The organism is Nonomuraea sp. NPDC049750 (assembly GCF_040659625.1).
In the GTDB taxonomy this organism is placed as follows: Bacteria; Actinomycetota; Actinomycetes; order Streptosporangiales; family Streptosporangiaceae; genus Nonomuraea.
In genome coordinates, this window is record NZ_JBFANB010000064.1 from 1 (window position 1) to 24645 (window position 24645).

Consider the following 24645-nt stretch of genomic DNA (forward strand, 5'->3'; position numbering starts at 1 on the left):
TCATCTGGTCTATGAGCCAGGAAGCGGAATATCGACGAGGCAGACACGTGGTTTCCGCGATGCACGCCCATCTGGTCTTTGTCACCAAATATCGCAAAAACGCCTTCGACGACGCGATGCTGCGCCGCTGCGAAGACATCATGATCGAGGTGTGCGACAGTTTCGAGGCCGAACTGCGCGAGTTCAACGGCGAACACGACCACGTCCACCTGCTCGTCCAGTACCCGCCCAAGGTCGCGATCAGCAAACTCGTCAACTCGTTGAAGGGCGTCTCCTCGCACTACCTGCGCAAGGAGTTCACCGGCGGCGTCAACTGCGCCATCATGCACGGCCCCTTCTGGTCACCCAGCTACTTCGCCGCCTCCTGTGGCGGAGCGCCCCTATCGATCATCAAGGCGTATATCGAACAGCAGCGCCGCCCCACCTGAGGTCCCACATCCGCGCTCCGCGCTCCGGGATGCCCCGCCTACGGCGGGCCATCCCTCAAAGGGGGGACCGCATACATTCCCGGCCTGAAGGCCGAGGCTTTCTGCGGACCTTCGGTAACGCGGTCGTACGATCTCGCGACTGTGGCGTCCGGCCGTCGGATTCGGCACGCGACTCGCCGCCCTGACCGCTCGATGACCCGTTTTTCGCGCGGTACGCGAGTATGTCATCCATGTCGACTCCCCCAGCCGCAGCTGAACCCGCATTATCGGAAAAGTCAGGACATTCACGCGTAGCTCGGCGGATCGGTTGCCTGAGTTTGTCGTTGGTGCCGTTCGTGTTAGTCGGGGCGATGGTCATGGCGCCCGTTTGGCTCAACGACTATCTGCTGGCGCGCATGGTGGACCGCATCCAGGAGTACCCGCCGCCGCCCGGAGCGGACTTCGGGTACATCGACCCGCAAGTGAAGGTGACCGGCGACTCCGGCGACTGCTTCTACACCATCCGTTTCGAGGTCTTCACCGACCGGCCCGTCGAGGAGGTGCTGAAGTACTACCGCCAGGCGAAGATCGAGGACCCCGACGGAGACCTCGATGACTTCGAGATCACGGCCTGGACGCCGTTTGACGAGCCGGGCGAGACTTCTGCCGCGAACCAGGTGATCATCCACCTGGACGGCATGTATGACCGCACCTGGACGGACATGCGCTGCTGGTGAAGCAGCGTCACGTACGGGTGACGAGTTTGTCGAAGGCGCGGTCCGGGAGCAGCCGGTGGATTCTCAGCAGGAGCTTGCCCATGTAGCCGACGGCGTACCGCGGCTTGGGGGCCTTGGCGTCGATGGCCGTGCGAATGGTCTGGGCGACCACCGAGGGGTCCGAGGCCTTGTTCTTCCCGGCGAAAGCGGCTTCCGCGCGGTCCGCCATCGCGTTCGCGACGGAGGCGTAGGCGCCTTTGCCGGAGATCTCCCTCAGGTCGTGGGGCGTGCTCGACTCGAATTCCGTCTTGATGAGGCCGGGCTGGACGACCACCACCTTGATGCCGAAGCGGCCGACCTCCTGGCGCAGGGTGTCGGAATAGCCTTCCAGGGCGTGCTTCGAGGCGTGGTACCAGGCGCCGAGTGGGAGGGAGATCACCCCGGCGATCGAGGAGACGTTGACGATCGTGCCGGAGCGGCGCTCGCGCATCCCCGGCAGGACCAGCTGGATCAGCCGGGCGGGCCCGAACATGTTGACCTCGAACTGGTGACGCGCGGTGTCGAGCGGCACGTCCTCGGCGGCCCCGTACACGCCGACGCCGGCGTTGTTGACCAGCACGTCGATGCGCGACTGCTCGGCGAGGACGGTGTCGACGACGCGTCGCAGGTCCTCCTCCTTGGTGACGTCCATCGCGAGGGTGTGGCCGCCGGCCTTGCGGATGTCCTCCATCCGGTCGACGCGCCGGGCCACGCCGTACACCGTGTGGCCGGCGCGCAGCAGTTCGAGTGCGGTGGCGCGGCCGATGCCGGCCGAAGCGCCTGTGACGAGGCAGATCTTGGCTGCCATGGAACGACCTTTCATCTGGGGTACGCGGCGTAGAGCCACTCCCGGTAGGGCGGTATCAGGGCTTCCGAGGCGGCGATGATCTCCGCGGCGGCGGCCGCGATCACCTGTGCGTCCGGCTGCTCGGCCGGCTCGTACGCGTGCCGCACGATGTGCGCGAGCACCCTGGCCTTGGCCTCGGGGTCCGGCTCGTCGGGCACCGTGATCACGGTGCCCAGGAGGTAGAAGCTCGCCTGCGTCGCGGTCAGGCCGTAGATCAGGTGCTCGACGTCGTCGCGGAGCAGACCGTGACGGATCATCACCTCGTGGAAGCGCGCGGTGGCGAGCAGTTCGTGGCTGCGCGTCGCGCTGTCGGCCATCCTGCCCTGAAGGAGCGGCAGATTGCCGGTGAGGAGCGCCCGCAGCATCGGCCGGCGGCAGCTCACCAAGAACAGGGTGCTGAGCATGCGGTGAGGCAGCACCACGGCCGGGTCACGGCGCAACTCCTGCAGCAGCGTCTCGATGTAGATGATGGCCTCGCGCACGAACAGGGCCTCGAAGAGCTGCTGTTTGGTACGCCAGTGCAGGTAGACGGTGCCCTTGCCGATGCCGGCCCGCTGGGCGATGTCGTCGATCGTCACCTTGCGAACGCCGAGGCGCACGGTCAGCTCGGCCGCCGCGTCGAGGATCCGGTCGGCGCGGTCGGCCGCCTCGCTCGGTCTTCCCAGTGCCATCGTGCGACCTCCATCTGACTTGTTGACCAGCTTAGCAAAAGAAGTCAAAAAGTCATCCGGCCTCATGAAAAAGGCCGGTGAGGGGAGCCCTCACCGGCCTTTTTCAGTACGGGTACGACGCTACTTGGCGCGCTTGAAGATCTTGTTGCCCAGCCACACGATCGGGTCGTACTTGCGATCGGCCACGCGCTCCTTCATCGGGATGAGCGCGTTGTCAGTGATCTTGATGTGCTCGGGGCAGACCTCGGTGCAGCACTTGGTGATGTTGCAGTAGCCCAGCCCGTGCTCCTCCTGGGCTGATTCCTGCCGGTCCGCCACGTCGTACGGGTGCATGTCGAGCTCCGCGATGCGCATGAGGAAGCGCGGCCCGGCGAAGGCGGGCTTGTTCTCCTCGTGGTCGCGGATGACGTGGCAGATGTTGTTGCACATGAAGCATTCGATGCACTTGCGGAACTCCTGGGACCGCTCGACGTCGACCTGCTTCATCCGGTATTCGCCCGGCCGCACACCCTCCGGCGGGGTGAAGGACGGGATTTCGCGTGCTTTTTCGTAGTTGAACGAGACGTCGGTGACGAGGTCCTTGATGACGGGGAACGTACGCATCGGCGTGACGGTGATCGTCTCGTCCTCGGTGAAGGTGGACATCCGCGTCATGCAGCCCAGCCGGGGCTTGCCGTTGATCTCCATCGAGCAGGAGCCGCACTTGCCGGCCTTGCAGTTCCAGCGGACCGCCAGGTCCGGCGCCTGCGTGGCCTGCAGACGGTGGATGATGTCGAGGACGACCTCGCCCTCGTTCACCTCGACGGTGAAGTCCTCGAGCTTGCCCTCACCGCCCTCACCGCGCCATACCTTGAACTTTGCCTTGTAGCTCATGACTTTGCGATCCCGTCGAACTCGGTCATCTCTTCGTCGGTGAGGTATTTCGCCAGCTCGTCCCGGTCGAACAGCTTGATCAGGTGGTCGGCCATCGTAGGCTGCACCTTCTCCTCGACCGAGACGGACGAGCCGTCCTCCGTCGAGCAGACGAGCAGCTTGCGGCGCCAGGCCGGGTTCATGCCGGGGAAGTCGTCGCGGGTGTGCCCGCCGCGGCTCTCCTCGCGCAGCAGCGCGGCCCGCGCCACGCACTCCGAGACGAGGACCATGTTGCGCAGGTCGATCGCGAGGTGCCAGCCGGGGTTGTAGATCCGCGAGCCGGCCGCGCCGACCAGCTGCACGCGCTCCTTGAGCTTCTCCACGGCCTCCAGGGCCTCGGAGACCTCTTCGGCCTTGCGGATGATGCCGACGAGCTCGTTCATCGTCCGCTGGAGCTCGTGGTGCACCTCGTAGGGGTTCTCGCCGGAGCGGCCCAGCGGCGCCAGCGCCTCGGCGTGCGCCTCCTCCACGAGCTCCTGGGCCACCTGGGGCCTGGCGGGCAGGCCGTCGATGTACGCGGCCGCTCCGGCGCCCGCTCGGCGGCCGAAGACCAGCAGGTCGGACAGCGAGTTGCCGCCCAGGCGGTTGGAGCCGTGCATGCCGCCCGAGACCTCGCCCGCGGCGAAGAGCCCCGGCACGGCCGCCGCGCCGGTGTCGGCGTCGACCTCGACGCCGCCCATGATGTAGTGGCAGGTCGGGCCCACCTGCATGGGCTCGGCGGTGATGTCGACGTCGGCCAGCTCCTTGAACTGGTGGTGCATCGACGGCAGTCGCCGCTTGATCTCCTCGGCCGGCAGCCGGCTGGACACGTCGAGGAAGACACCGCCCTGGGGAGAGCCGCGCCCCGCCTTCACCTCGGAGTTGATCGCCCGGGCCACCTCGTCACGCGGCAGCAGCTCCGGGGGACGGCGGTTGTTGGCCTGGTCGGTGTACCAGCGGTCGCCCTCCTCCTCGCTGGTGGCGTACTTGTCCTTGAACACCTCGGGGATGTAGTTGAACATGAAGCGCTCGCCGTCGGAGTTGCGCAGCACGCCGCCGTCGCCGCGGACCGACTCGGTGACGAGGATGCCGCGCACGGACGGCGGCCAGACCATCCCCGTGGGGTGGAACTGGATGAACTCCATATTGATCAGCTTCGCGCCGGCCAGCAGGGCCAGGGCGTGGCCGTCACCGGTGTACTCCCAGGAGTTGGAAGTGACCACGTAGGACTTGCCGATGCCGCCGGTCGCGAGCACGACGGCGGGCGCATCGAAGACCACGAAATTTCCGGACTCGCGCCAGTAGCCGAAGCCACCCGAGATGCGGTCGCCGTCCTTGAGCAGGCGCGTGACCGTACATTCGGCGAAGACCTTGATGTAGGCCTCGTGATCGCCGTGCGTCTCGAAGTCCTCCTGCTGGAGCGCGACGACGCGCTGCTGCAGCGTGCGGATCAGCTCCAGCCCGGTGCGGTCGCCGACGTGGGCCAGCCGGGGGTACTCGTGCCCGCCGAAGTTACGCTGGCTGATCTTGCCGTCCTTGGTGCGGTCGAACAGCGCGCCCCACGCCTCCAGCTCCCAGACCCGGTCGGGGGCCTCCTTGGCGTGGAGTTCGGCCATCCGCCAGTTGTTCAGGAACTTGCCGCCCCGCATGGTGTCACGGAAGTGCACCATCCAGTTGTCGTCTGAGTTGACGTTGCCCATCGCGGCGGCGGCGCCGCCCTCGGCCATGACCGTGTGGGCCTTGCCGAACAGCGACTTGCAGACGATCGCCGTCCGCTTGCCCTGCTGCCGGGCCTCGATGGCGGCCCGCAGCCCGGCGCCGCCCGCGCCGATGACGACGACGTCGTATTCGTGACGCTCGATGTCCACAGAAATTGTCCTAACAGAAAGGGCCTTAAGCGAACGGGAAGGCGATGATGCCCTTGGCGACCAGGCGGACATAGAGGTCGGCGCCCATGACGGAGAACATCGAGGCCCACGCGAGTGGCTGGTGCTTGGCGTTGAGCTTGGAGACGAACGTCCAGGCCCGGTAGCGAAGCGGGTGCCGGGAGAAGTGGTTGAGCCGGCCCGCGGTGATGTGCCGGCACGAATGGCACGACAGCGTGTAGGCGACGATCAGGACGGCGTTGGCGATCAGGATCCACGAGCCCAGGCCGAGCGGCTTGTGGACGACCGCCAGGATCGCGTCGTAGCTCAGGATCGCGCCGATGACGATGGCCGCGTAGAAGAAGTACCGGTGGATGTTCTGCATGATCAGCGGGAAGCGCGTCTCACCGCTGTACTTGCCGTGCGGCTCCTGAACGGCGCACGCGGGCGGCGACAGCCAGAAGGACCGGTAGTAGGACTTTCGGTAGTAGTAGCAGGTCAGCCGGAACCCGCCGGGCAGGCCGAGGATCAGCAGACCGGGCGGCAGCGTGTACCAGTCACCGATCGGCGCCCAGCCGAACAGCCGCGCGCCCTCGGCACACGAGGTCGTCAGACACGGCGACGAGAACGGGGCGATGTACGGGTCGAGGTAGTAGCTGCCGTCGAAGATCGCCCACACGCCATAGACGAGGAAGGCACTGAGTGCCAGGAACGTCAGCAGCGGGGCCAGCCACCATCTGTCGGTGCGCAGCGTGCGCACCTTTATCTGCGCACGCTGCCTTCTGACAGGAGCATCGGGCGTCGTTTGGGTCATCGCGGACCTCTCCACCTCCCGCGGACCCTGCTCGCAGGGAATCCGGGTCGTTCGCTTGGCGCGTGCACGGCGGGGCAGGGCCTCCGCTCGCAGAGCGCTTTGGTGGGGGATACGTTACGACGACCGCCTCGGGATTTGTGAGGAGGGTCACTCACTTTTTCGATGACTCGCTGTGATTCCTGTCACGTACCCCTGTCACGTGGGCTGCCCTTTGCTCGGGAGCTTAACCACAGTCACGAAAAAATCATCTATTTGGCGGACAACTCGGATAAATTGCTCAAAATCTACCGGCTTGGAGACGTACGCATTCGCGTGCAGCCGATAGCTGTGCAGGATGTCCTCCTCCGCCTCCGAGGTCGTCAGGATCACCACGGGGATCGTGCGCAGCCCGGCGTCGGCCTTCACCTCGCTCAGCACCTCCAAGCCGCCCATCCGGGGCAGGTTCAGGTCGAGCAGGATGAGGTCGGGCGTCGGCGCGTCCTGGTAGCCGTCCTCCCGGCGCAGGAACGCCATCGCCTGCTCGCCGTCGTTGACCACGTGCAGGCGGTTGCGGACCTTGTTGAAGTCGAACGCCTCTTTGGTGAGGAGCACGTCACCCTGGTCGTCCTCGACCAGGAGCACCTCGATCGGCCGCCAGTCAGTCGCCATTTTCATCTCCAGCCGCGGGCAGCGTCCAGCGGAACGTCGCGCCCTTCCCCTCAGCCTTGCCCTCGCCATCCAGCCAGAGCTGGCCGCCGTGATACTCGACGATCTTGCGGCAGAGCGCGAGCCCGATGCCGGTCCCTGGATAGACGTCCCGTGGATGCAGGCGCTGGAAGATCAGGAAGATGCGGTCGGCGTACTTGGCCTCCACCCCGATCCCGTTGTCCGAGCAGCTGAACTCCCACATCCGCCCGGCCCGCTTGACGCCGATGTGCACCTGCGGCGGCAGGTCGGAGCGGAACTTGACGGCGTTCTCGATCAGGTTCTGGAAGAGCTGGGTGAGCTGGCCACGGTTTCCGACGACCTTGGGCAGGGCGTCGCGGGTGACGACCGTACCGGTGTCCTCGATCGCGGCCGACAGGTTGTCCAGGGCCGTGGTGAGCGCCGCGTCCGTGTCGGTGACCACCCGCTCGCCGGTGACCCGGCCCACCCTGGAGAAGTCGAGCAGGTCGTTGATGAGCAGTTGCATGCGCTTGGCGCCGTCGACCGCGTAGCGGATGTACTCCTTGGCCCGGTCGTCGAGCCGGTCGCCGTAGCGCTGCTCCAGCATCTGCGTGAAGCTGGCCACCTTGCGCAGCGGCTCCTGCAGGTCGTGACTGGCGACGTAGGCGAACTGCTCCAGCTCCCCGTTGGACCTGCGCAGCTCGTCGGACTGCTCCTCGGCCCGCCGCCAGGCCGACACGATGCGCGCGCGCATGGAGTCGACGTGGCTCGACAGCTCGGCCAGCTCCGCCGGCCGCGCCACACTCAGCCGGTGGTCGAAGTCGCCCGCCGCGACCTTGCGCACCTGGTCGGTCAGCTGGGCGATGGGCTTGAGTACGGCGTAGCGGATGATGAACAGCAGCCCGATCCCCACCGCGGCCAGCACGGCCAGCAGGACGACCAGGGCCACGTTCAGCCGGTCGAGCTGGACCGCGACGTCGGGCCGCAGACCCCGCTCCCGTACGTCGGCGACCAGCTTCATGATCAGCGTGGACCCCAGCACGAACACTACAGCGGTTACCACGCCGACGGCGAGAAACCAGCGGCCCACCGGGAGTCTGCCGACGCCCGTCGCCGGCTTCGGCGGGGGCAGCGGATGGATGCTCACTGCGACCTCCTGCTGACGCGCACCACGGCGAGGTCGTCGCTGAGCGTGCCCACGTGCCTGATGAGCCGGTCGAGATCGATCGAGCCGTGCTCGCGTACCAGGTCGACCAGGCCGTCCACGCCGAGCAGCTCCTTTTGCTCGCCCACCGCGGCCTCGATCAGGCCGTCGGTGTAGAGCATCATGGACCATTCCTCGCCCAGTGGCACGTCGAGGACGGTCCATTCGGCGTCGGAGAAGATGCCGAGCGGCGGCCCGGAGGGCGCGCCGGGGACCACGCCGACGACTCCGTCACGGACGAGGACGGGCGGCGGGTGTCCGACCACCCGCATCCTGGCGTTGCGCAAGTCGGGCGTGATGGTCGCCATGCACAGGGTGGTGAAGATCTCCGGGGCCTGGCGTTCGGCGCGCAGGACGGCGTCGAGCGTACGCAGCAGTCGCTCGCCGGTCTGCCCGGCGAGCACGAGCGTGCGCCAGGCGATGCGCAGCGCCACGCCGAGCGCGGCCTCGTCGGGACCGTGCCCGCAGACGTCGCCGACCACGACGTGCACCGCGCCGTCGGGCGTCTGCACGGTGTCGAAGAAGTCGCCGGCCAGCAGCGACCCCTGGCTGCCCGGCAGGTAGCGGGTGGTGTGCTCCAGCGCGTCGGTGCGCAGCAGGGCGACGGGCAGCAGGCCGCTCTCCAGCCGGGCGTTCTCCTTGGCCGTCAGCTCGGCCGCGACCAGCCTGAGCTGCGCCAGATCGGCCCGCTTGCGCTCCATGGCGTAGCGGATGGCCCTGGCCAGCAGCCGCGCGTCGACGTCCTGCTTGACGAGGTAGTCCTGCGCTCCGGCCTGGACCGCGGCGACTCCCACGTGGGCGTCGCGCAGCCCGGTGAGCACCAGTACGGCCGCGTGCGGCGCCGCCCCCAGCACCTGTTCCAGCGCCTCCAGACCGGTGGCGTCGGGGAGTGTGAGGTCGACGAGTACGCACTGGATCCGGGAGTCGAGCTTGGCCTTGCCCTCGGCCAGGCTGCGTACCCAGGTGATGCGCGGCGGTGCCTCGGCCTGCTTCAGGAGCTCCTCGACGAGGAACGCGTCACCGGCGTCGTCCTCGATGAGGAGCAGCGTCAGCGTTTCGTTGAGAGTTGCCGTCACACGCGCCTCTTCATAGAAGTCGGGCTGTTGGGGATTATTCTGCGATGAGCTCTACCCCTTGCGGAAGCGTGTGCTCATGTCCGGCTTCGACGACGAAGGAGAGCAGGGTCGTACGGAAGGCCTGCGCCGCCCTGGTCGGCTCCACGTCCTTGCGGTGGGCCAGCGCGATGGTGCGGCTCAGTCCCGGTGGCGCCAGGGGAGTGCCGGTCAGCCCCGGCCGCCCGTCGAGCACCATGGACGGCACCACGGCCAGCCCCAGCCCCGCCTCCACGAACCGCAGGACGGCGTCCATCTCGCCGCCCTCCACCGCGAACCTGGGCTCGAACCCGGCCTGGCGGCAGGCCGCCAGCGTCGCCTCGCGCAGGTCGTAGCCGCGCCTGAACATCACCATCCCCCGGCCGCGCAGATCCTCCATGCGCAGGTACGGCTTGCGTTCCGGCTGGTGAGAGGGCGTCACCACGACCAGGTTCTCGCGCAGGATCTCCTCGGTCACCAGGGACGGGTCGTCGCCCTGCAGCGGCGTGATGATGAGGGACAGGTCGAGCTGCCCGCGGGCCAGCGCCCTGACCAGGTCGCGTGAGCCGTCCTCCTCGACCAGCAGCTCGATGCCCGGATAGGCGAGGTGGAAGCGGGCCAGGGCGTCGGCCAGCAGCCCGGCGCACAGTGACGGGGTGGCGCCGAGCCGGACCCGGCCCCTGCGCAGTCCGGCGAGCTCGGCCACCTCCTGCCGGGCGGTGCCGGCGTCGGCCAGCATCCGGCGGGCGAGTGGCAGCAGCGCCTCTCCCGCCGGGGTCAGGGTGACGTTGCCGCGCGCCCTGGAGAACAGCGGGGCGCCGAGGTCGCTCTCCAATGCCTTGATTTGCTTGCTGAGTGACGGCTGGGCGACCCGCATCCGCTCGGCGGCCTGGGTGAAGTGCCTGGTCTCCGCGACAGCGACGAAGTAGGCGAGCTGTTGCAGCTGCATGTGATTTTCCTCGCACCGGCTCGTGGGATTTCCTTACGCCGGCCGTACAAACCAAGCATCATAGCCGAAGGCTATGGAAACCAGGCCCGTCATGACTTGGACGGATCATGGCTGGATATCTAGCGTCGGAACACGTGACAGCCACGATTGAGCGAGGCGCCGCTACCGCGCCAGTCTTGAAGCCCACGCCGAAAAAGCCGACCCCCAGCGGAAAGCGCGGCGGATTCCTGCGCTCGTCCAACGGCAAGAAGGCCATCATGGCCGTCACGGGCGCCGCGATGGTGCTCTTCTTGATCCTCCACATGCTGGGCAACCTCAAGATCTTCCTCGGCAAGGACTCCTTCAACGAGTACGCCGAGGCGCTCCGCACGCTGCTGGAGCCGCTCGCGCCGTACCGGACGGTGCTGACGCTCCTGGAGGCCGGCCTCGTCGTCGCGGTGGTCCTGCACATGTGGGCCGCGATCTCGCTGGCGCGGCGAGCCCGTCAGGCTCGGCCGGTGAAGTACGTGGCCAAGAAGTCGCAGGCCAAGGGCTACACCACGCACATCATGCGGTGGGGCGGCGTCACGATCCTGCTCTTCCTGGTCTGGCACCTGCTCGACCTGAGCTTCGGCGTGGTCAACCCCAAGGGGTACGACGCCGCGCCGGCCGACCGGCTGATCGCCGGGTTCGACCTGTCGCGCTGGTGGGTCACGCTCTTCTACGTCGTGGCCGTCGTCATGGTCGGCCTGCACCTGCGGCACGGCATCTGGAGCATGTTCCAGACCCTCGGCTGGGCCACCCGTTTCAAGGCCCTTCGCCCGGTCGCGGCGCTGGTGTCCGCGGTCCTGGTCATCGGCTTCCTCGCGCCGCCGCTCGCCGTCACGTTCGGAGTGATCAAGTGAAGTACACCGAAGGCCCGGAGATCAAGGACGCCAAGGCGCCCGCCGGCCCCATCGAGGAGCGGTGGGAGAAGCGGAAGTTCGCCGCCAAGCTCGTCAACCCGGCCAACAAGCGCAAGCTCAACGTGATCGTGGTCGGCACCGGTCTGGCGGGCGGTTCCGCCGCCGCGACGCTGGGGGAGCTGGGCTACAACGTCAAGTCGTTCTGCTATCAGGACACGCCGCGTCGCGCGCACTCCATCGCCGCGCAGGGCGGGATCAACGCCGCGAAGAACTACCGCGGCGACGGTGACTCGATTTATCGCCTTTTCTACGACACGGTAAAGGGCGGTGACTTCCGGGCCCGCGAGTCGAACGTCTACCGCCTCGCCCAGGTCTCCGTGAACATCATCGACCAGGCGGTCGCCCAGGGCGTCCCGTTCGCCCGCGAGTACGGCGGGCTGCTGGACACCCGCTCGTTCGGCGGCGCGCAGGTGTCGCGTACGTTCTACGCGCGCGGCCAGACGGGCCAGCAACTGCTGCTCGGCGCCTACCAGGCCCTGGAGCGGCAGATCGCGGCCGGGACCGTGGAGATGTTCACCCGGCACGAGATGCTCGACGTGATCGTCGACGACGGCCGGGCGCGCGGGATCATCGTCCGCGACATGGTCACCGGGGAGATCGAGCGGCACGTGGCCGATGCCGTCGTGCTGGCCTCCGGCGGCTACGGGAACGTGTTCTTCCTGTCCACGAACGCCAAGGGCTGCAACACCACGGCGATCTGGCGGGCACACGAGCGCGGCGCGTACTTCGCCAACCCCTGCTACACCCAGATCCACCCGACCTGCATCCCGGTGTCGGGCGAGTACCAGTCGAAGCTGACGCTGATGTCGGAGTCGCTGCGCAACGACGGCCGCGTGTGGGTGCCGCTCGTCGGCGGTGACTCCCGGGCGCCCGGCGACATTCCTGAGGACGAACGCGATTACTACCTGGAGCGGATTTATCCGGCTTTCGGGAACCTCGTCCCCCGGGACATCGCCTCCCGCGCCGCCAAGAACGTCTGCGACGAGGGCCGCGGCGTCGGACCCGGCGGGCTCGGGGTCTACCTGGACTTCGCCGACGCGATCAACCGTCTCGGCCGGGACGCCGTGGAGAAGAAGTACGGCAACCTCTTCGAGATGTACGAGCGCATCACGGGCGAGAACCCCTACGAGGCGCCGATGCGCATCTACCCGGCCGTCCACTACACCATGGGCGGCCTGTGGGTGGACTACGACCTGCAGTCCACGATCCCCGGCCTGTTCGTGATCGGCGAGGCCAACTTCTCCGACCACGGCGCCAACCGCCTCGGCGCCTCGGCGCTGATGCAGGGCCTGGCCGACGGCTACTTCGTGCTGCCCACCACGCTCGGCGACTACCTGGCGGCCGGGCCGTTCGGAGAGGTCTCCGAGGACGCCGTGGCCGAGGCCGAGATCAAGGTACGTACCAAGATCGACAGGCTGCTCGCGGTGAACGGCACGCGCACCCCCGACTCCTTCCACCGCGAGCTGGGCAAGCTCATGTGGGATTACTGCGGCATGGAGCGCACCGAGGAGTCGCTGCGCAAGGCGCTGGAACGCATCCCGGAGCTGCGCGAGGAGTTCTGGCGGGACGTCAAGGTCTCGGGCACCGCCGAGGAGCTGAACCAGGTCCTGGAGAAGGCCGGGCGGGTCGCGGACTTCTTCGACCTGGCCGAGCTCATGTGCCTGGACGCGCTGATCCGCACCGAGTCGTGCGGCGGCCACTTCCGCGCCGAGTCGCAGGACGCCGACGGCGAGGCCCTGCGCGATGACGAGCACTTCGCACACGTGTCGGCCTGGGAGTTCTCCGGGGACGGACCGGTGCTGCACAAGGAAACGCTCGAGTACGAGTACGTCAAGATGACCCAGCGGAGCTACAAGTGAACTTGACTTTGAAGGTCTGGCGCCAGAGCGGCCCGTCAGCTCCCGGCAAGATGACGACTTATCGGGTCGAAGACGTCTCCCCGGACATGTCCTTCCTGGAGATGCTCGACGTACTCAACGAGCGCCTCATCCTCTCGGGCGACGACCCGGTGGCCTTCGACCACGACTGCCGCGAGGGCATCTGCGGCATGTGCGGCATGGTCATCAACGGCGTGGCGCACGGCGAGCAGCGCGCCACCACCACCTGCCAGCTCCACATGCGCCACTTCGAGGACGGCGCCACCATCACCATCGAGCCGTGGCGCGCGGCACCGTTCCCGGTGGTGAAGGACCTGGTGGTGGACCGGTCGGCGTTCGACCGCATCATCCAGGCGGGCGGTTTCGTCTCGGTCCCGGCGGGGTCGGCGCCCGACGCCCACAGCATCCCGGTACGCAAGGAGGACGCCGACGACGCCTTCGACGCCGCCACCTGCATCGGGTGCGGGGCCTGCGTGGCGGCCTGCCCGAACGGGTCGGCGTCGCTCTTCACAGCCGCCAAGATCACCCACCTCTCGCTGCTTCCCCAGGGCCAGCCGGAGCGGCTGACGCGGGCCAAGGCGATGGTGGACCAGATGGACGCGGAGGGGTTCGGGGGGTGCACGAACACGGGTGAGTGCACCGCTGTGTGTCCCAAGGGGATCCCTCTGGACACGATCGCGCAGATGAACAGCGACTACCTCAAGGCGAACGCCAAGTAGAGGGCTGCGGGCCGTACTACTTGTTTTTGTACGGCCCGCCCGCCTGTGCGTGTTGACGCCGTCAAGGTGCGTCGGCCACCACCATGAACAGCGGGCAACTGACCAGGAAGGGCCCGGAGCCGAGGTCGGCGGAGTCGTCCAGGTAGCCCGCCTGCACAGCCCTGGAGAGGGTGCGGCGCAGGCCGAAGAGCTGCTCGGCCGTCTCCAGGTCCCGGATCACCGGGCTGAACGCCGTCGCCGTCCGTACGCGCCCGGTCGACGGCGCCGTCGTCGAGTGGCATCGCGTGGGCGTCGCCGACGCGGATCTCCACGTTGGTACGGTCGGCCAGCCGTAGCCGGGCCTGGTCCGCGATGGCCGGGTCGTGGTCGAGGCCGATCACCGTACCCGAAGAGGTCACGCCGTCGGAGAGGTCGGCCAGGTCGGTGCCGGGGCCGCAGCCTATGTCGAGCACGGTCTGGCCGGGCCGCAGGTCCATCATGGTCAGCAGGTCCCGCTTGTACGCGCGGCCGGGGGCGCTGGCGGCTAGTTGGTCCAAGTACGCGACGGTCGTCATGACCATCAGCCAAGCAGGTCGGTGTGCGGTTTCCGGGGAGAGCGTGTCAAGATCCGGTGCACGGGCGTTCACGCTCTCAGAGTGTCGATCGGGTTGCCGCCGAATCGGTCGGAGAGCGCGACGGTCTGTTCGAGGTGGGCGAAGGCGCCCTCCGGATGCCGGTGGACCTCATCGAGGAAGCTGTTTCGCATGCTCGATGCGAAATCGAGCCGCGGATAGGCCGCCAAGATGCCGGCGAGATCATCGGACGCGAGCCCTTTCCAGCCGAGTCCGGCGACGTCGACGGCCGCCCCCGCCTGGACCAACCGGAACACGGGCACCTGCTCGGCCACGAGGTTGGTGTGCCGCAGGATCGCCTCCTCGACCAGGTGGATGCGCTCCAAGTCCCATCCGCGCCCTTCGAGGAAGCGGCACGCGAGATCGGCGCCGACGCGTCCGAACTCGCTCTCGCCGGCGTAGGTGTCGGTGAGGCCGAGGTCGTGGATCATCGCCGCGACGAAGGCCGCCTCCTCGTCGACTTCGGGCTCGGAAACGATGCACCGTCCGAAGAGGTACGTGCGGTAACTGTGATTGAGCAGGTAAGCGGGTGCTGCCTCGGCGGCGAGGTCGGCGGCCGCCTGGGTCGTGGGGGTTTGAGGAATCGCGGGGATCATTCGGATGGGTCCGTTCGTCAGAGGAATCGAACGAGCACCATCGTCGGCGGGCGCGACCGATGGCCGCAAGGACGTTGGTATGTCATATTCGGACACGGCCGCGTCGCCGGGCCACGGTCGTGTCGCTGGGCCACGGCTGGATGTGACATGTTCTTGTCACCACGGACATCCCGGTGATCCTGCAGACTTGGCGCCATGACCCCCCACCTCGTCGTGGTCGCCGTGTTCGACGGCGTCGAGCTTCTTGACGTCGCCGGACCGCTCGAGGTGTTCTCCACCGCTGATCGCCTGCTGAACAAGGACGTCCCCGGCTACAAGACACTGGTCGCCGGGCCCCAGCCTGGGCTCGTGCGCTGTGCCGGAGGCACCTCGATCGCCGCCGACGTCTCCTGGAAGGAACTGCCTCGCGAGATCGGGACTCTCGTCGTGCCTGGTGGCCTGGCATTCGATGAGAGTGGGGTCAAGGCGCTGGAGGCAGAGTCGCTTGTCCAGTGGTTGGCGGCCTCCGGGGCTCACGGCGCGTCCCGAATAGCCTCGGTCTGCGCGGGAGCGCACATGCTGGCCGCCGCCGGATTGCTCGACGGGCGGCGGGCGACGACGCACTGGGCGACGGCGGGTCAGCTCGCCGCCGACCACCCCGAGGTGACCGTCGAGCCTGACGCGATCTACGTGCGTGACGAGCACATCTGGACGTCGGCCGGCGTGTCCACGGGGATAGACCTCGCGCTCGCCCTGGTCGCCCACGACCACAATGACGAGTTGGCCCGTCGTGTCGCCCGATGGCTCGTCATGTACATGCGGCGACCGGGTGGTCAGAGCCAGTTCAGCGAGCTTCTGGCGTACTCCTCGGCCACTGACGCGCAGATCGCCCGGCTGCAGGCGTGGATTCCGGATCACCTCACCGAGGACCTGTCCAACGACGCGCTCGCGCTCCGGACGAACCTCAGCGTCCGGCACTTCTCGCGAGTCTTCCGTCAGCAGGTCGGGGTGACGCCCGCGCAGTATGTGGAGTCGGTCCGCGTCGACGCCGTCGCGCGGCAACTCGTCCACACCGGCAACGGGCTCAGAGCCATCGCGAACGCGGTCGGGCTCGGCTCGGTCGAGACGCTCCACCGGCTGTTCAAACAACGCTTCGGCGTCACGCCGGCGGCCTATCGGGAGCGTTTCACCACCCGAGGAGGATGACCCAAGTCCGCAGGGGGTTTTCTCCTGGTCATGGCGTAGTGGCTAGCTCCAGGTCACAGGCGTCGGCCGATGGTGAGGCCGACCGACCAGTGGCGGACGAGTCGTCCGTCCGGGCGTGCGGCGAGGAGGCGGCGTATCTCACGGTAGAGGTGTTCCCGCTTGGCCGGGTCCATGGCGATGTGGCCGGAGAACGTGTCGAGCAGCGCGATGTATTCGTCTACCGTGTAGCGCAATGCCCATACGTAGAGCCTTGTTCCGACCACTGTGAAGTGTCCGGAGGCATCGAACTCGGTGGCGATGGGGTCGGGCTGGTTCTCAGGCGGTGGCGGCGGCCACGGGCTGCCATCACCTTCGCCGATCTCGTCATAGACCTTCTGGATCTCGGTGAAGAACGGGTCGAAATCTGCCGGGAACGCGTGGTCGGCGTTCCACACGGCCAAATGGCCGCCCGGGGCGAGCAGCTCGGCTGCTTTCGCGTACTTGACCGCCGGGTCCACCCATTTCCACGCCGTGGCCGCGTACACGAGATCGAAGCGGACTCCTGTCGGCGGCTCCCAGTCTTCGAATGACGACGTGATCACGGAAACGTCGGCGAATTCGGCGAGGCGGTGCCGTGCCTCCGCCGCCAGAGCTTCGCCGAGTTCGACCGCGGTGATCCGGAAGCCCATCCGCGCCAATGGCAGCGTGGCTTTCCCCGGACCGCATCCGACTTCGAGCAGGTGCGCGGGTGGCGTGATCGCCGTGATCGCCAGCAGGTCGGAATACAGCTCGGCCGGGTAGTCGGGGCGGGCGTCCTGATAGGAGTCAGCGGCCCTGTCGAAGGTGGCTCGCATCAGCCGAAGATCGCGGGACATTCTCCAATGCTGACAGTGCGGCGACACAGCTGCCATCTTCAAGGCCCACGGCCGGAGCGTCCTGAGACCATTCGAGGTCGCGGAGGTCGGCGACGTGTCCGGCCGCCGTTTGGCGCACCTGCAGTGCCACCTCGGCCTGGACACGCTCTCCTGGGCCAGGCTCGGCGCCGAGGTGACCGGGCTCGACTTCTCCGACGCCGCCATCGAGCAGGCCAGGGCCATCGCCGCCGACTGCGGCCTGCCGGCGAGGTTCGTCACCGCCGACGTGTACGACGCGGTCGAGGCGCTCGGCGAGACCTACGACATCGTCTACACCGGCCTCGGTGCCCTGGTGTGGCTGCCCGAGCTCACCCGCTGGGCGGAGGCGGTCGCCGCGCTGCTGGAACCGGGCGGATTCCTCTACCTCGCGGAATTCCACCCCTTTCCCCAAGTCCTTGATGAGGAGACCGGTACGACGATCGCCTACGACTACTTCGACCGGGGTCCGCACGTCTGGGAGGAGCCGTACACCTACACCGGTGGCCGGCTGATCGAGTCCCACACCTCCCTGCAGTTCCAGCACAGCATCGGCGACGTCGTCAGCGCGGTGGCGGCGGCGGGCCTGCGGGTGGAGTTTCTGCACGAGTACGACCACACCCTCTTCCGCCGCTTCGCCACGATGTCCGGCGACCACACCGGCTACCGCCTGCCGGAGGGCGCGCCTAGGGTCCCGCTCATGTACTCCCTGCGAGCGTCAGCCGGTGGTGCGCCTCCTCCGGCCGCCCCAGCGATGTGATCCCGAATCGCTCGCAGAACCGTCGCGCCTGCGGCTTGTCGGCCGGCGCTGCAGCCCCATCTCGGCGCATCCCAGATGCTTTCTTCGGCCGGCGCGGCAAGGAGCGTCTTCAACGCTCCCGTCGGCGGAGGTAATCGGTTATTCGCAAGATGGGTCCGGACGTCGCAAGGTTCGCGCGGTGATTGTCAGACTCGTTCAGTACCATCCGCGGGATGGAGATACCTTTTGTCCGACTTGAGCCCTGGTCGCAGGGCGACCTTGGGTTGCTGCGCCGCCTCAACGCTCCCGAGATGACCGAGCACCTGGGCGGTCCCGAGACCGAGGAAGAGGTGGTCGGGCGGCACGAGCGGTACCTCAAGCTGGATGATCCGGGACTGGGCGCCATGTTCAGCGTGGTCGTCGAGCCTGACCTGGAGACGGTCGGCTCGATCGGCTTCTGGGAGCGGGAATGGCAGGGTGAGACCGTTTATGAGACGGGATGGGGGATCTTGCCGGAGTTTCAGGGGCGGGGCATCGCGACGGCGGCCGCCATCGCCATCGCGACCAAGGCTCGGGCGGAGGGCAGGCACCGGCACCTGCACGCCTACCCATCGGTGGAACATCCGGCGTCCAACGCGATCTGCCGCAAGGCCGGGTTCACCTTCGTCGGGGAGGTCGACTTCGAGTACCCGGTCGGTCATCCGATGCGCTGCAACGACTGGCGACTGAGCTTGCTCTGACCGACCGCCTGCCGCCTGTCACCTTCCGAAGTCGTGTGCGTGGATGTCCCGGGCTTTCGGGGATCTAGGCAGAGGACGGTGAAGCACCGGATTGTCCAGAGTTCTCTGCGCTCCCGTGCGTCTTGTTCCGTACTCGTGTGCGCGACGGTGAGGTCCTGGCACTCCACGTACGCGTCCACCGTACGCGCCGACACCCCCAGCACCCGGGCGATCTCGGCGTTGGTCAGCCCTTCCGCGATCAGCGCCGCGACCTGCATCTCGCGATCGGTGAGCGTGACACCGATCGGCACCCGGCCGATCTGATCGTGCAGAAACGCCAGAATCGCCGCGGCCGCGATGTCGCCGCCCTCGGCGTAGATGGGCTGCAGCCGCCCTTCCAGCGTGGCGAGTTGCGCGCCGGGGATCAACGCGGCCAACTCCCGGCCCAGCTCGAAACGCACCGCCCGGCCACCTCGGCGGTGCAGCACCAGCGTGGGCACCCGGATCTGCGGCAGCTCACTCTCGACCTCGATCCCGTAGAACATCTCCAGCAGGTCCGCCGCGGTGTCGGCCGTGGCTGCAGCCCGCTGCAGCCGGACGAAGTCGGTGACCACGTCGGCCGACGCGTGGGGGAACCAGATGTCGGCCAAGACACGGGAGCCGAGCCCCCAGTGCGCCCGTACCAGCGACAACACCGACCGGCGGACCTCCTGCGGTGCCAGGTCGTATCCCCGCGCGCAGCTCCCGTAGATCAGCAGCGCGCTGACGGCGTCCGGATTGCGCGCGGCGAACGCCGCCGCCACCTGCCCACCGTCACACGACCCGAGCAGCACGTACCGCCTGAGCCCTAAATGCCCGACCAGCGCGCCCAGGACCTCCAGCTCCGAGTCCAGCGAGAACACCTGCCGCCCGCGGTCCGACAGCCCACAGCCGGGTTTGTCGAACCGTACGACGGTGTAGCGGCGGGCCAGCGTCTCGACGAACCGCCGATGCGTGACCACCTGCCACAGCACACCCAGATGCGACACCCAGCCAGGCAGGAACACCAGTGGCGGCCCGCTGCCCACCACCGAGTACGCCACCCGGCCATGCGGCGTGGCCGCGAACCTGACCACCTGTTTCACCGAAACCCCCTCCACCGCGGACCTGAGCCCGCACCTCCCCCTCCAACCAAGTAGACCTCTCCGAGGCACTATCCGGCCCCATCACGATCGATGAACCCGTACGGCTCAGCGAGGCCGTCCGGCGGGGCAGAACAGCGCCCATGACCAGTGGTGATGCCCGCCAGGAGCGTGGATCAGAGACAGTGAGGCGGCTTGCCTCACCGCTGCTCGTTGCCTTGCCGCCGCCCGGTCTCGCGCGCCGCGGCGCTCTCGCGCGGGTTGTCCACCCGCAGCCCCTCCGGGCCGGGCTCGGTGTGGTGCTCAGTGGTGTAGAAGCGCACCTCGTGCCCGTCGGGGTCGTGCAGGTGCGGCAGGATCCAGCCGATCGTGGCCTCGTGCACCCCCGCGTGGGCGTCGCCGCGCGCGGTCAGGCGCGCGGCGAGCTCCTCGAGGGCGGCTTTTCCTGGCACGCCGATGGCGAAGTAGTCGAACCCGGCGGCGGCCTTGGCCCGGTCCGGGTCCAGGCGCAATGCCAGCATCGGGCCGCCGCGTGGATGGTCGAGGGCGTAGCCCATGAGCACCCCCTGCTCGGTGAACTCGATGCCGATCTCGTAGCCGAGCCGGGACCGATACCAATGCAAGGAACGTTCCAGATCGCTGACCGGGAGCTTGAGGTGGTGCACTCCATCGAGTGCTGGGATGTTCGACATGATCCCCCCATTGCAGTCTCGCTGCATTGATGCAGTTATACTGCACTGCATGTCGGACCCCGTCAAGCGCGATCTGCGCGCCGCCCGCGTCGCCGAGACCGAGGACAAGATCCTGACCGCCGCCACCACGCTGTTCCTCCGCAACGGGTATGCCGCCACGACCCTGACCGCCGTCGCCGAGCTGGCCCAGGTGGGCGAGCGCACCGTCTACGTGCGCTTCGGCACCAAGGCCGCGCTCCTGAAACGCTGCGTCGACGTCGCCTTCGCCGGCGACACCGCCCCCGTCGACATCACCGGCCGCGATTGGTACACCCGCGCCGGCACCGCCCCCACCGCCGAGCAGCGCATCGCCGCCCTGGCCGGCGGCTGCCGCCAGATGAACGAACGCGCCGGCGGCCTGCTGGCCGTCGCCCTGCAGGCCGCCGCCGCCGAACCGGACCTGGCCGCCGCCTCCCAGGCCGGCCGCCAGGCCACCCGCGACAACATGCGCGCCTTCTGGGCCAAGATGGCCCACGACGCCCTCCTGCCCGCCGGCCATGACCTGGATTGGCTGACCGACACCACCGCCGTCCTGGTGCACGCCGAGACGTACCTGCTGGCCCGCCAGATGATCGGCTGGGACGCCGACGCCTACGAACGCTGGCTCACCATTACCCTCACCCGCCTGCTCGCCACCGGGCCAGCGACCACCTCCGCCGCCCCGCCACAGTGACGGCGTCTGCGACTGCGGGAGGAGCAGTCACGCACGCCCTGCCGGCGGGCAAACCACTTCGCGCATCTGTGCACTCGACTTCGGAAACCGACACCGCCGTTGCGCTGCGACGACTGGCGACCGCGCTTGCTCGGACCGGTCGCCCGCCGACCTTGCGCTGCGACGACCGGCGACGGCCATCGCTCTGACGGGCTGCCCGCCGCCCTGATGCCCGCCCGCATCGGCGTCAGGCGGCGCCGGTCCAGGAGGCGGTGATGTCGAGGCGCTCGCGCCACAGTTTCTCGCCGTCGCCGCCCGGCTCCCACCGGCCGGTGAAGTCGAGCAGGGCACGGCAGCGCGCCACCATGGCCGCGTGACGGTCCGGCCAGGACGGCACTGGGCCGCCGTACGCGTCGAAGAAGGACGGCAGGAGCGGTACGTGCTCCGCGTGGTGCATGCGCACGATCCACTCGCACCACGCGAGGTCCTCGATCGGCTCGCCCGGGTGCGCCCACTCCCAGTCGAGGATCGCCGCCGTCTCGAACGTGGCCGGGTCGAACAGCAGGTTCTGCGGCCCGTAGTCGCCGTGCACGATCCCCAGCCGGTGGATGCGGGCCAGCGTCCGCCCGCATCCGGCGAGGACCTCGGTCACGCGGCCCTCGTCGAGCAGGTCCTGGCCGTGCGCCCCGTGTACGTAGCGAGTGGTCACACTCGTCGGGGTCACCCGGTGTACGGCGGGCACAGGCAGTCGCCCGCGCAGTCGGCGCAGGAACCTGCTCTCGGTCTTGAGACGGATCGCCGCGTCAGGACCTTCGTAACACTTGACGACCCATGTGTCGTCGCCGACCGTGCTGTTGGTGTACCCGTGCCTCACAAGGACCGATTCTGGCGTACCGGGAAGATCCCCGGAATCACCTGAGCCACCCTCGATACACGGTGTAAAACCGGGTCGGCGGTAGAATGGTGGGGAAACCGCAGGCACCGGGCGGCTGAACGGCAAAAGCCCGACGAAGTGTCAGCCTGATGCGAACATGCGTCCTGTAAAGCGCTTCGGCGTGTCCCCGCAGCGCGCTCCCTGCTACCTGCTTGGGGCCGGGCGCAAGGACAATCCGGCGGGAGCCGTCCGCCGGATGATCGGGTGCCGGACCGTCCCTGCCGGAGCGCCGTGGCCGGAGCGGTCGGACCGGTGGGGCTCGCCGTGGCACGCCAGTCGGATGATGGGCGGGAGCCGTCCGCCGGATAATCGAGCGCCGGACCGTCCCTGCAGGAGCGCCGTGGCCGGACCGGTCGGACCGGCGGGACTGCCGTGGCACGCCGACACGCCGCTTGCGGCAGGCGCGGGTCGAGCCGCCGATGCGCAGCCGCTGCATCCGGCGGTCGGCGCGCGGGCCGGCGCTCGGCGTGGCCGGAGCGGCTCCGCCAGAACGCCTTGGCGGAAGACCGGTGATGTCCTGCCCAGGGGTGGGTCAACATCTCGTTGTGCGTTTCCTACGTGGGCGAACAGGGCTGAGCGGGTAAAACTACACCGCTCTGCGGGACGTCATCGGACGCCTTCGCCGGAAGTGTCGTGGCCGGAATCCCGATCTGGCAGGGGTCGGCGATCCAGGTCGGTGCGGTTCGTCGCGGGCAGGTCGTACGCGCAGCCGTCCGCCAAGACAACGGACCGGTCGGTCTGGTCGGCGAGCACCGCCGGGGTGCTCAGGTCGGAAACCGCTGCACTTGGTCGGGCAGCACCGGTGTGGTGTTCAGGTCGGAGATCAGCGGATCTGGTCGGTGAGTACCGCTATGGGCGTTCAGGTCGTAGACCGGTGGACCTGATCGGTGAGCACCGCTACGGATGTTGAGGTCGGAGGCCGGTGGGTCTGGTTGGTGAGCGCCGCTATGGGTGTTGAGGTCGGAGGCCGGTGGATCTGATCAGTCAGCACTCGTTGCGGTGCTCCAGTCGGAAAATGGTTTGCCGGGTCAGCCGGCGCCTTGTCAACCTTGATGAGCTATGCGATCCCTTCCAGAAGCCGATTTCGGCATGCCCGACATCCGCAGCCCGCTCCGGTACCTGTGGTGGAACGCGCGTGCCCAGGCCCCGGCATTGCTGGGCGGCATCGGCTTCGCCACCGCCTGGTGGCTGTTGCAGGCGCTGGTCCCCGCTGTGCTCGGCAAGGGCATCGACGCCGTCACGGCCAAGGACACCGACGCGCTGCTGACCTGGTCGGCGATCATGCTCGTGATCGGCGTGCTGCAGGCGTTCACTGGGATCATGCGGCACCGGATGGCGGTCTACAACTGGCTGGCCGCCGCCTACCGCACCGTACAAGTGACCACCAGGCAGGCCGCGCGGCTCGGTGCCACGCTGCCCAAGCGGGTCTCGACCGGCGAGGTCGTCAGCGTCGGCAACTCCGATATCTCCCACATCGGCAACTCGATGGAGATCCTGCCGCGTGGCACCGGCTCCGTCGTGGCGATCATCGCGGTCACCGTGATCCTCATCTCCACTTCGCTGCCGTTGGGGCTGCTGGTGATGTTCGGCGTGCCGCTGATGGCCGTCGCGATCGGGCCTCTGCTCAAGCCGCTGCACAGGCGGCAGAAGACCCAGCGCGACCTGATGGGCGAGCTGTCCACCAGGTCGGCCGACATCGTGGCGGGCCTGCGGGTGCTGCGCGGCATCGGTGGCGAGCAGGTGTTCGCCGCGCGCTACCGCGAGGAGTCCCAGCGTGTACGGGCCGCGGGCGTCAACGTGTCCAAGGTCGAATCGCTGCTTGAAGGCGCGCAGATCCTGCTGCCCGGAGTGCTCATCGCGGTCGTCACCGGGATAGGCGCCTCGTTCGCGATCGGCGGCGAGATCACCGCCGGCCAGCTCGTCGCCTTCTACGGCTACGCGGTCTTCCTGATCGGCCCGATGCGTACGCTCACTGAGGTCGCCGACAAACTGACCAAGGGCCATGTCGCCGCCCGCCGCGTGGTGCGCATTCTGTCCATCGAGCCCGAGGTGTCAGGGGGCACGGGCACCAGTGAGGGCGGCGTGCTGCGCGACTCCTACAGCGGCGTCACCGTCCAGCCGGGCGTCATGACCGCGATCGCGGCCGCTCTGCCGGAGGACGCCATCGCCATCGCCGACCGGCTGGGCCGCTATGCCGAGGGCGATGTCACCTTCGGCGGGGTCGACCTGGCGACGTTGCCGATGGCCGAGATCCGTACGCGCATCCTGGTCGCCGACAACGGCGCCCGCCTGTTCACCGGCAGACTCCGCGACGAGCTGGACGTCCGTGGCGACTCTTCAGGCGAGCTGGAGGTCCGTGGCGACTCCTCCGACGAGCTGGACGTCCGTGGCGACTCCTCCGGTGAGCGGGTGGCGCAGGCGCTGTACGCAGCCTGTGCCGAGGACATCATCGAGGCCCTGCCCGACGGGCTCGACGCTCTGGTGGCCGAGGCGGGCCGGGAGTTCTCCGGCGGGCAGCAGCAGCGGCTCCGGCTGGTCAGGGCGCTGCTGGCTGATCCGGAGGTGCTCATCCTGGTCGAGCCGACCAGCGCCGTCGACGCCCACAGCGAGGCCCGCATCGGCGAGCGGCTGGCCAAGGCCCGCGTCGGTAAAACCACGCTGGTCTGCACGACCAGCCCGCTGGTGCTTGACCGCACCGACCACGTGATCTACGTCGAGAACGGCAGGGTGCTCGCCGAAGGCACGCACCACGACCTGCTGGCGACCTCACCGGAATACACCGCGACCGTGACGAGAGGGGAGGACTGAC

25 protein-coding genes are annotated in these 24645 nt (G+C 68.2%); 10 read left to right on the forward strand and 15 right to left on the reverse strand.

Annotated features, from left to right (window positions below; genetic code table 11):
* The first annotated feature begins 11 nt into the window (after positions 1-11).
* Complete coding sequence (gene tnpA, locus AB0J16_RS59210) at positions 12-428, forward strand: IS200/IS605 family transposase (protein ID WP_358558185.1); 417 nt, start codon at positions 12-14, stop codon at positions 426-428.
* A 326-nt stretch (positions 429-754) separates the two neighbouring features.
* The gene (locus AB0J16_RS59215) at positions 755-1144 is read left to right on the forward strand and encodes a hypothetical protein (protein ID WP_358558100.1); all 390 of its coding nucleotides are present in this window, start codon (positions 755-757) and stop codon (positions 1142-1144) included.
* Between the two features lie 7 nt (positions 1145-1151).
* On the opposite strand, the gene AB0J16_RS59220 is transcribed toward AB0J16_RS59215, so the two are convergent.
* The 9 genes from AB0J16_RS59220 to AB0J16_RS59260 all read right to left on the reverse strand — a co-directional run bounded on the left by AB0J16_RS59220 (position 1152) and on the right by AB0J16_RS59260 (position 10139).
* Complete coding sequence (locus AB0J16_RS59220) at positions 1152-1970, reverse strand: oxidoreductase (RefSeq protein WP_358558103.1); 819 nt, start codon at positions 1968-1970, stop codon at positions 1152-1154.
* Between the two features lie 11 nt (positions 1971-1981).
* Positions 1982-2680 (reverse strand): helix-turn-helix domain-containing protein, encoded by a 699-nt coding sequence (locus AB0J16_RS59225; RefSeq protein ID WP_358558106.1) that lies wholly within the window; start codon positions 2678-2680, stop codon positions 1982-1984.
* A gap of 120 nt (positions 2681-2800) precedes the next feature.
* Positions 2801-3553, reverse strand: a complete 753-nt coding sequence (locus AB0J16_RS59230; protein WP_225300743.1) for a succinate dehydrogenase/fumarate reductase iron-sulfur subunit — start codon at positions 3551-3553, stop codon at positions 2801-2803.
* Positions 3550-5439: a fumarate reductase/succinate dehydrogenase flavoprotein subunit gene (locus AB0J16_RS59235; protein ID WP_358558109.1), complete on the reverse strand. Its 1890-nt coding sequence runs from the start codon at positions 5437-5439 to the stop codon at positions 3550-3552. The genes AB0J16_RS59230 and AB0J16_RS59235 overlap by 4 nt, the downstream gene beginning before the upstream one ends.
* 25 nt (positions 5440-5464) lie before the next feature.
* Positions 5465-6250, reverse strand: coding sequence for a hypothetical protein (locus AB0J16_RS59240; RefSeq protein WP_225300741.1), 786 nt, complete (start codon positions 6248-6250; stop codon positions 5465-5467).
* A gap of 195 nt (positions 6251-6445) precedes the next feature.
* Positions 6446-6898, reverse strand: a complete 453-nt coding sequence (locus AB0J16_RS59245; protein ID WP_358558112.1) for a response regulator — start codon at positions 6896-6898, stop codon at positions 6446-6448.
* Complete coding sequence (locus AB0J16_RS59250) at positions 6888-8042, reverse strand: ATP-binding protein (RefSeq protein WP_358558115.1); 1155 nt, start codon at positions 8040-8042, stop codon at positions 6888-6890. The genes AB0J16_RS59245 and AB0J16_RS59250 overlap by 11 nt, the downstream gene beginning before the upstream one ends.
* Positions 8039-9175 carry a SpoIIE family protein phosphatase gene (locus AB0J16_RS59255; protein WP_358558118.1) on the reverse strand — a complete coding sequence of 379 codons (1137 nt, stop codon included), beginning with the start codon at positions 9173-9175 and terminating at the stop codon, positions 8039-8041. The genes AB0J16_RS59250 and AB0J16_RS59255 overlap by 4 nt, the downstream gene beginning before the upstream one ends.
* Before the next feature lie 34 nt (positions 9176-9209).
* A complete protein-coding gene (locus tag AB0J16_RS59260) occupies positions 9210-10139 on the reverse strand; it encodes a LysR substrate-binding domain-containing protein (RefSeq protein WP_358558121.1) in 930 nt (309 codons plus the stop codon).
* 176 nt (positions 10140-10315) lie between these two features.
* On the opposite strand from AB0J16_RS59260, the gene AB0J16_RS59265 reads away from it, so the two are divergent.
* The 3 genes from AB0J16_RS59265 to AB0J16_RS59275 are packed head-to-tail and all read left to right on the forward strand — an operon-like array spanning position 10316 to position 13679.
* Positions 10316-11023, forward strand: a complete 708-nt coding sequence (locus AB0J16_RS59265; RefSeq protein WP_358558124.1) for a succinate dehydrogenase cytochrome b subunit — start codon at positions 10316-10318, stop codon at positions 11021-11023.
* A complete protein-coding gene (locus AB0J16_RS59270) occupies positions 11020-12942 on the forward strand; it encodes a fumarate reductase/succinate dehydrogenase flavoprotein subunit (RefSeq protein WP_358558127.1) in 1923 nt (640 codons plus the stop codon). Before AB0J16_RS59265 ends, AB0J16_RS59270 begins: the two co-directional genes overlap by 4 nt.
* Positions 12939-13679, forward strand: a complete 741-nt coding sequence (locus AB0J16_RS59275) for a succinate dehydrogenase/fumarate reductase iron-sulfur subunit (protein ID WP_358558130.1) — start codon at positions 12939-12941, stop codon at positions 13677-13679. Before AB0J16_RS59270 ends, AB0J16_RS59275 begins: the two co-directional genes overlap by 4 nt.
* Here the strand turns inward: AB0J16_RS59275 and AB0J16_RS59280 are convergent.
* Both AB0J16_RS59280 and AB0J16_RS59285 read right to left on the reverse strand, forming a co-directional pair.
* Positions 13655-14233, reverse strand: a complete 579-nt coding sequence (locus AB0J16_RS59280; protein ID WP_358558133.1) for a methyltransferase domain-containing protein — start codon at positions 14231-14233, stop codon at positions 13655-13657. The two genes, AB0J16_RS59275 and AB0J16_RS59280, sit on opposite strands and share 25 nt — an antisense overlap.
* Before the next feature lie 68 nt (positions 14234-14301).
* Positions 14302-14955 carry an HD domain-containing protein gene (locus tag AB0J16_RS59285; RefSeq protein ID WP_358558136.1) on the reverse strand — a complete coding sequence of 218 codons (654 nt, stop codon included), beginning with the start codon at positions 14953-14955 and terminating at the stop codon, positions 14302-14304.
* 126 nt (positions 14956-15081) lie between these two features.
* Between AB0J16_RS59285 and AB0J16_RS59290 the strand changes: the two genes are divergently transcribed.
* Positions 15082-16071, forward strand: coding sequence for a DJ-1/PfpI family protein (locus tag AB0J16_RS59290; protein ID WP_358558139.1), 990 nt, complete (start codon positions 15082-15084; stop codon positions 16069-16071).
* 53 nt (positions 16072-16124) lie between these two features.
* Here the strand turns inward: AB0J16_RS59290 and AB0J16_RS59295 are convergent, their stop codons facing one another.
* Positions 16125-16925, reverse strand: a complete 801-nt coding sequence (locus tag AB0J16_RS59295) for a class I SAM-dependent methyltransferase (RefSeq protein WP_358558142.1) — start codon at positions 16923-16925, stop codon at positions 16125-16127.
* Positions 16926-17019: 94 nt separating this feature from the next.
* Here AB0J16_RS59295 and AB0J16_RS59300 point away from each other — a divergent pair, with 94 nt between their 5' ends.
* Together AB0J16_RS59300 and AB0J16_RS59305 are read left to right on the forward strand one after the other, a co-directional pair.
* Complete coding sequence (locus AB0J16_RS59300; RefSeq protein ID WP_358558145.1) at positions 17020-17700, forward strand: class I SAM-dependent methyltransferase; 681 nt, start codon at positions 17020-17022, stop codon at positions 17698-17700.
* 212 nt (positions 17701-17912) lie between these two features.
* A complete protein-coding gene (locus AB0J16_RS59305; RefSeq protein ID WP_358558148.1) occupies positions 17913-18419 on the forward strand; it encodes a GNAT family N-acetyltransferase in 507 nt (168 codons plus the stop codon).
* Here the strand turns inward: AB0J16_RS59305 and AB0J16_RS59310 are convergent.
* Positions 18377-19522 (reverse strand): alpha/beta fold hydrolase, encoded by a 1146-nt coding sequence (locus AB0J16_RS59310; protein ID WP_358558151.1) that lies wholly within the window; start codon positions 19520-19522, stop codon positions 18377-18379. The two genes, AB0J16_RS59305 and AB0J16_RS59310, sit on opposite strands and share 43 nt — an antisense overlap.
* Positions 19523-19719: 197 nt before the next feature.
* Complete coding sequence (locus AB0J16_RS59315) at positions 19720-20211, reverse strand: VOC family protein (protein ID WP_358558154.1); 492 nt, start codon at positions 20209-20211, stop codon at positions 19720-19722.
* Positions 20212-20260: 49 nt separating this feature from the next.
* On the opposite strand from AB0J16_RS59315, the gene AB0J16_RS59320 reads away from it, so the two are divergent.
* A complete protein-coding gene (locus AB0J16_RS59320; RefSeq protein WP_358558157.1) occupies positions 20261-20923 on the forward strand; it encodes a helix-turn-helix domain-containing protein in 663 nt (220 codons plus the stop codon).
* A gap of 226 nt (positions 20924-21149) precedes the next feature.
* Here the strand turns inward: AB0J16_RS59320 and AB0J16_RS59325 are convergent, their stop codons facing one another.
* Positions 21150-21776, reverse strand: coding sequence for a phosphotransferase (locus AB0J16_RS59325; RefSeq protein WP_358558160.1), 627 nt, complete (start codon positions 21774-21776; stop codon positions 21150-21152).
* Positions 21777-22895: 1119 nt separating this feature from the next.
* Between AB0J16_RS59325 and AB0J16_RS59330 the strand changes: the two genes are divergently transcribed.
* On the forward strand, positions 22896-24644 hold the full coding sequence (locus AB0J16_RS59330; protein WP_358558164.1) for an ABC transporter ATP-binding protein: 1749 nt from the start codon (positions 22896-22898) through the stop codon (positions 24642-24644).
* Position 24645 lies beyond the last annotated feature (1 nt).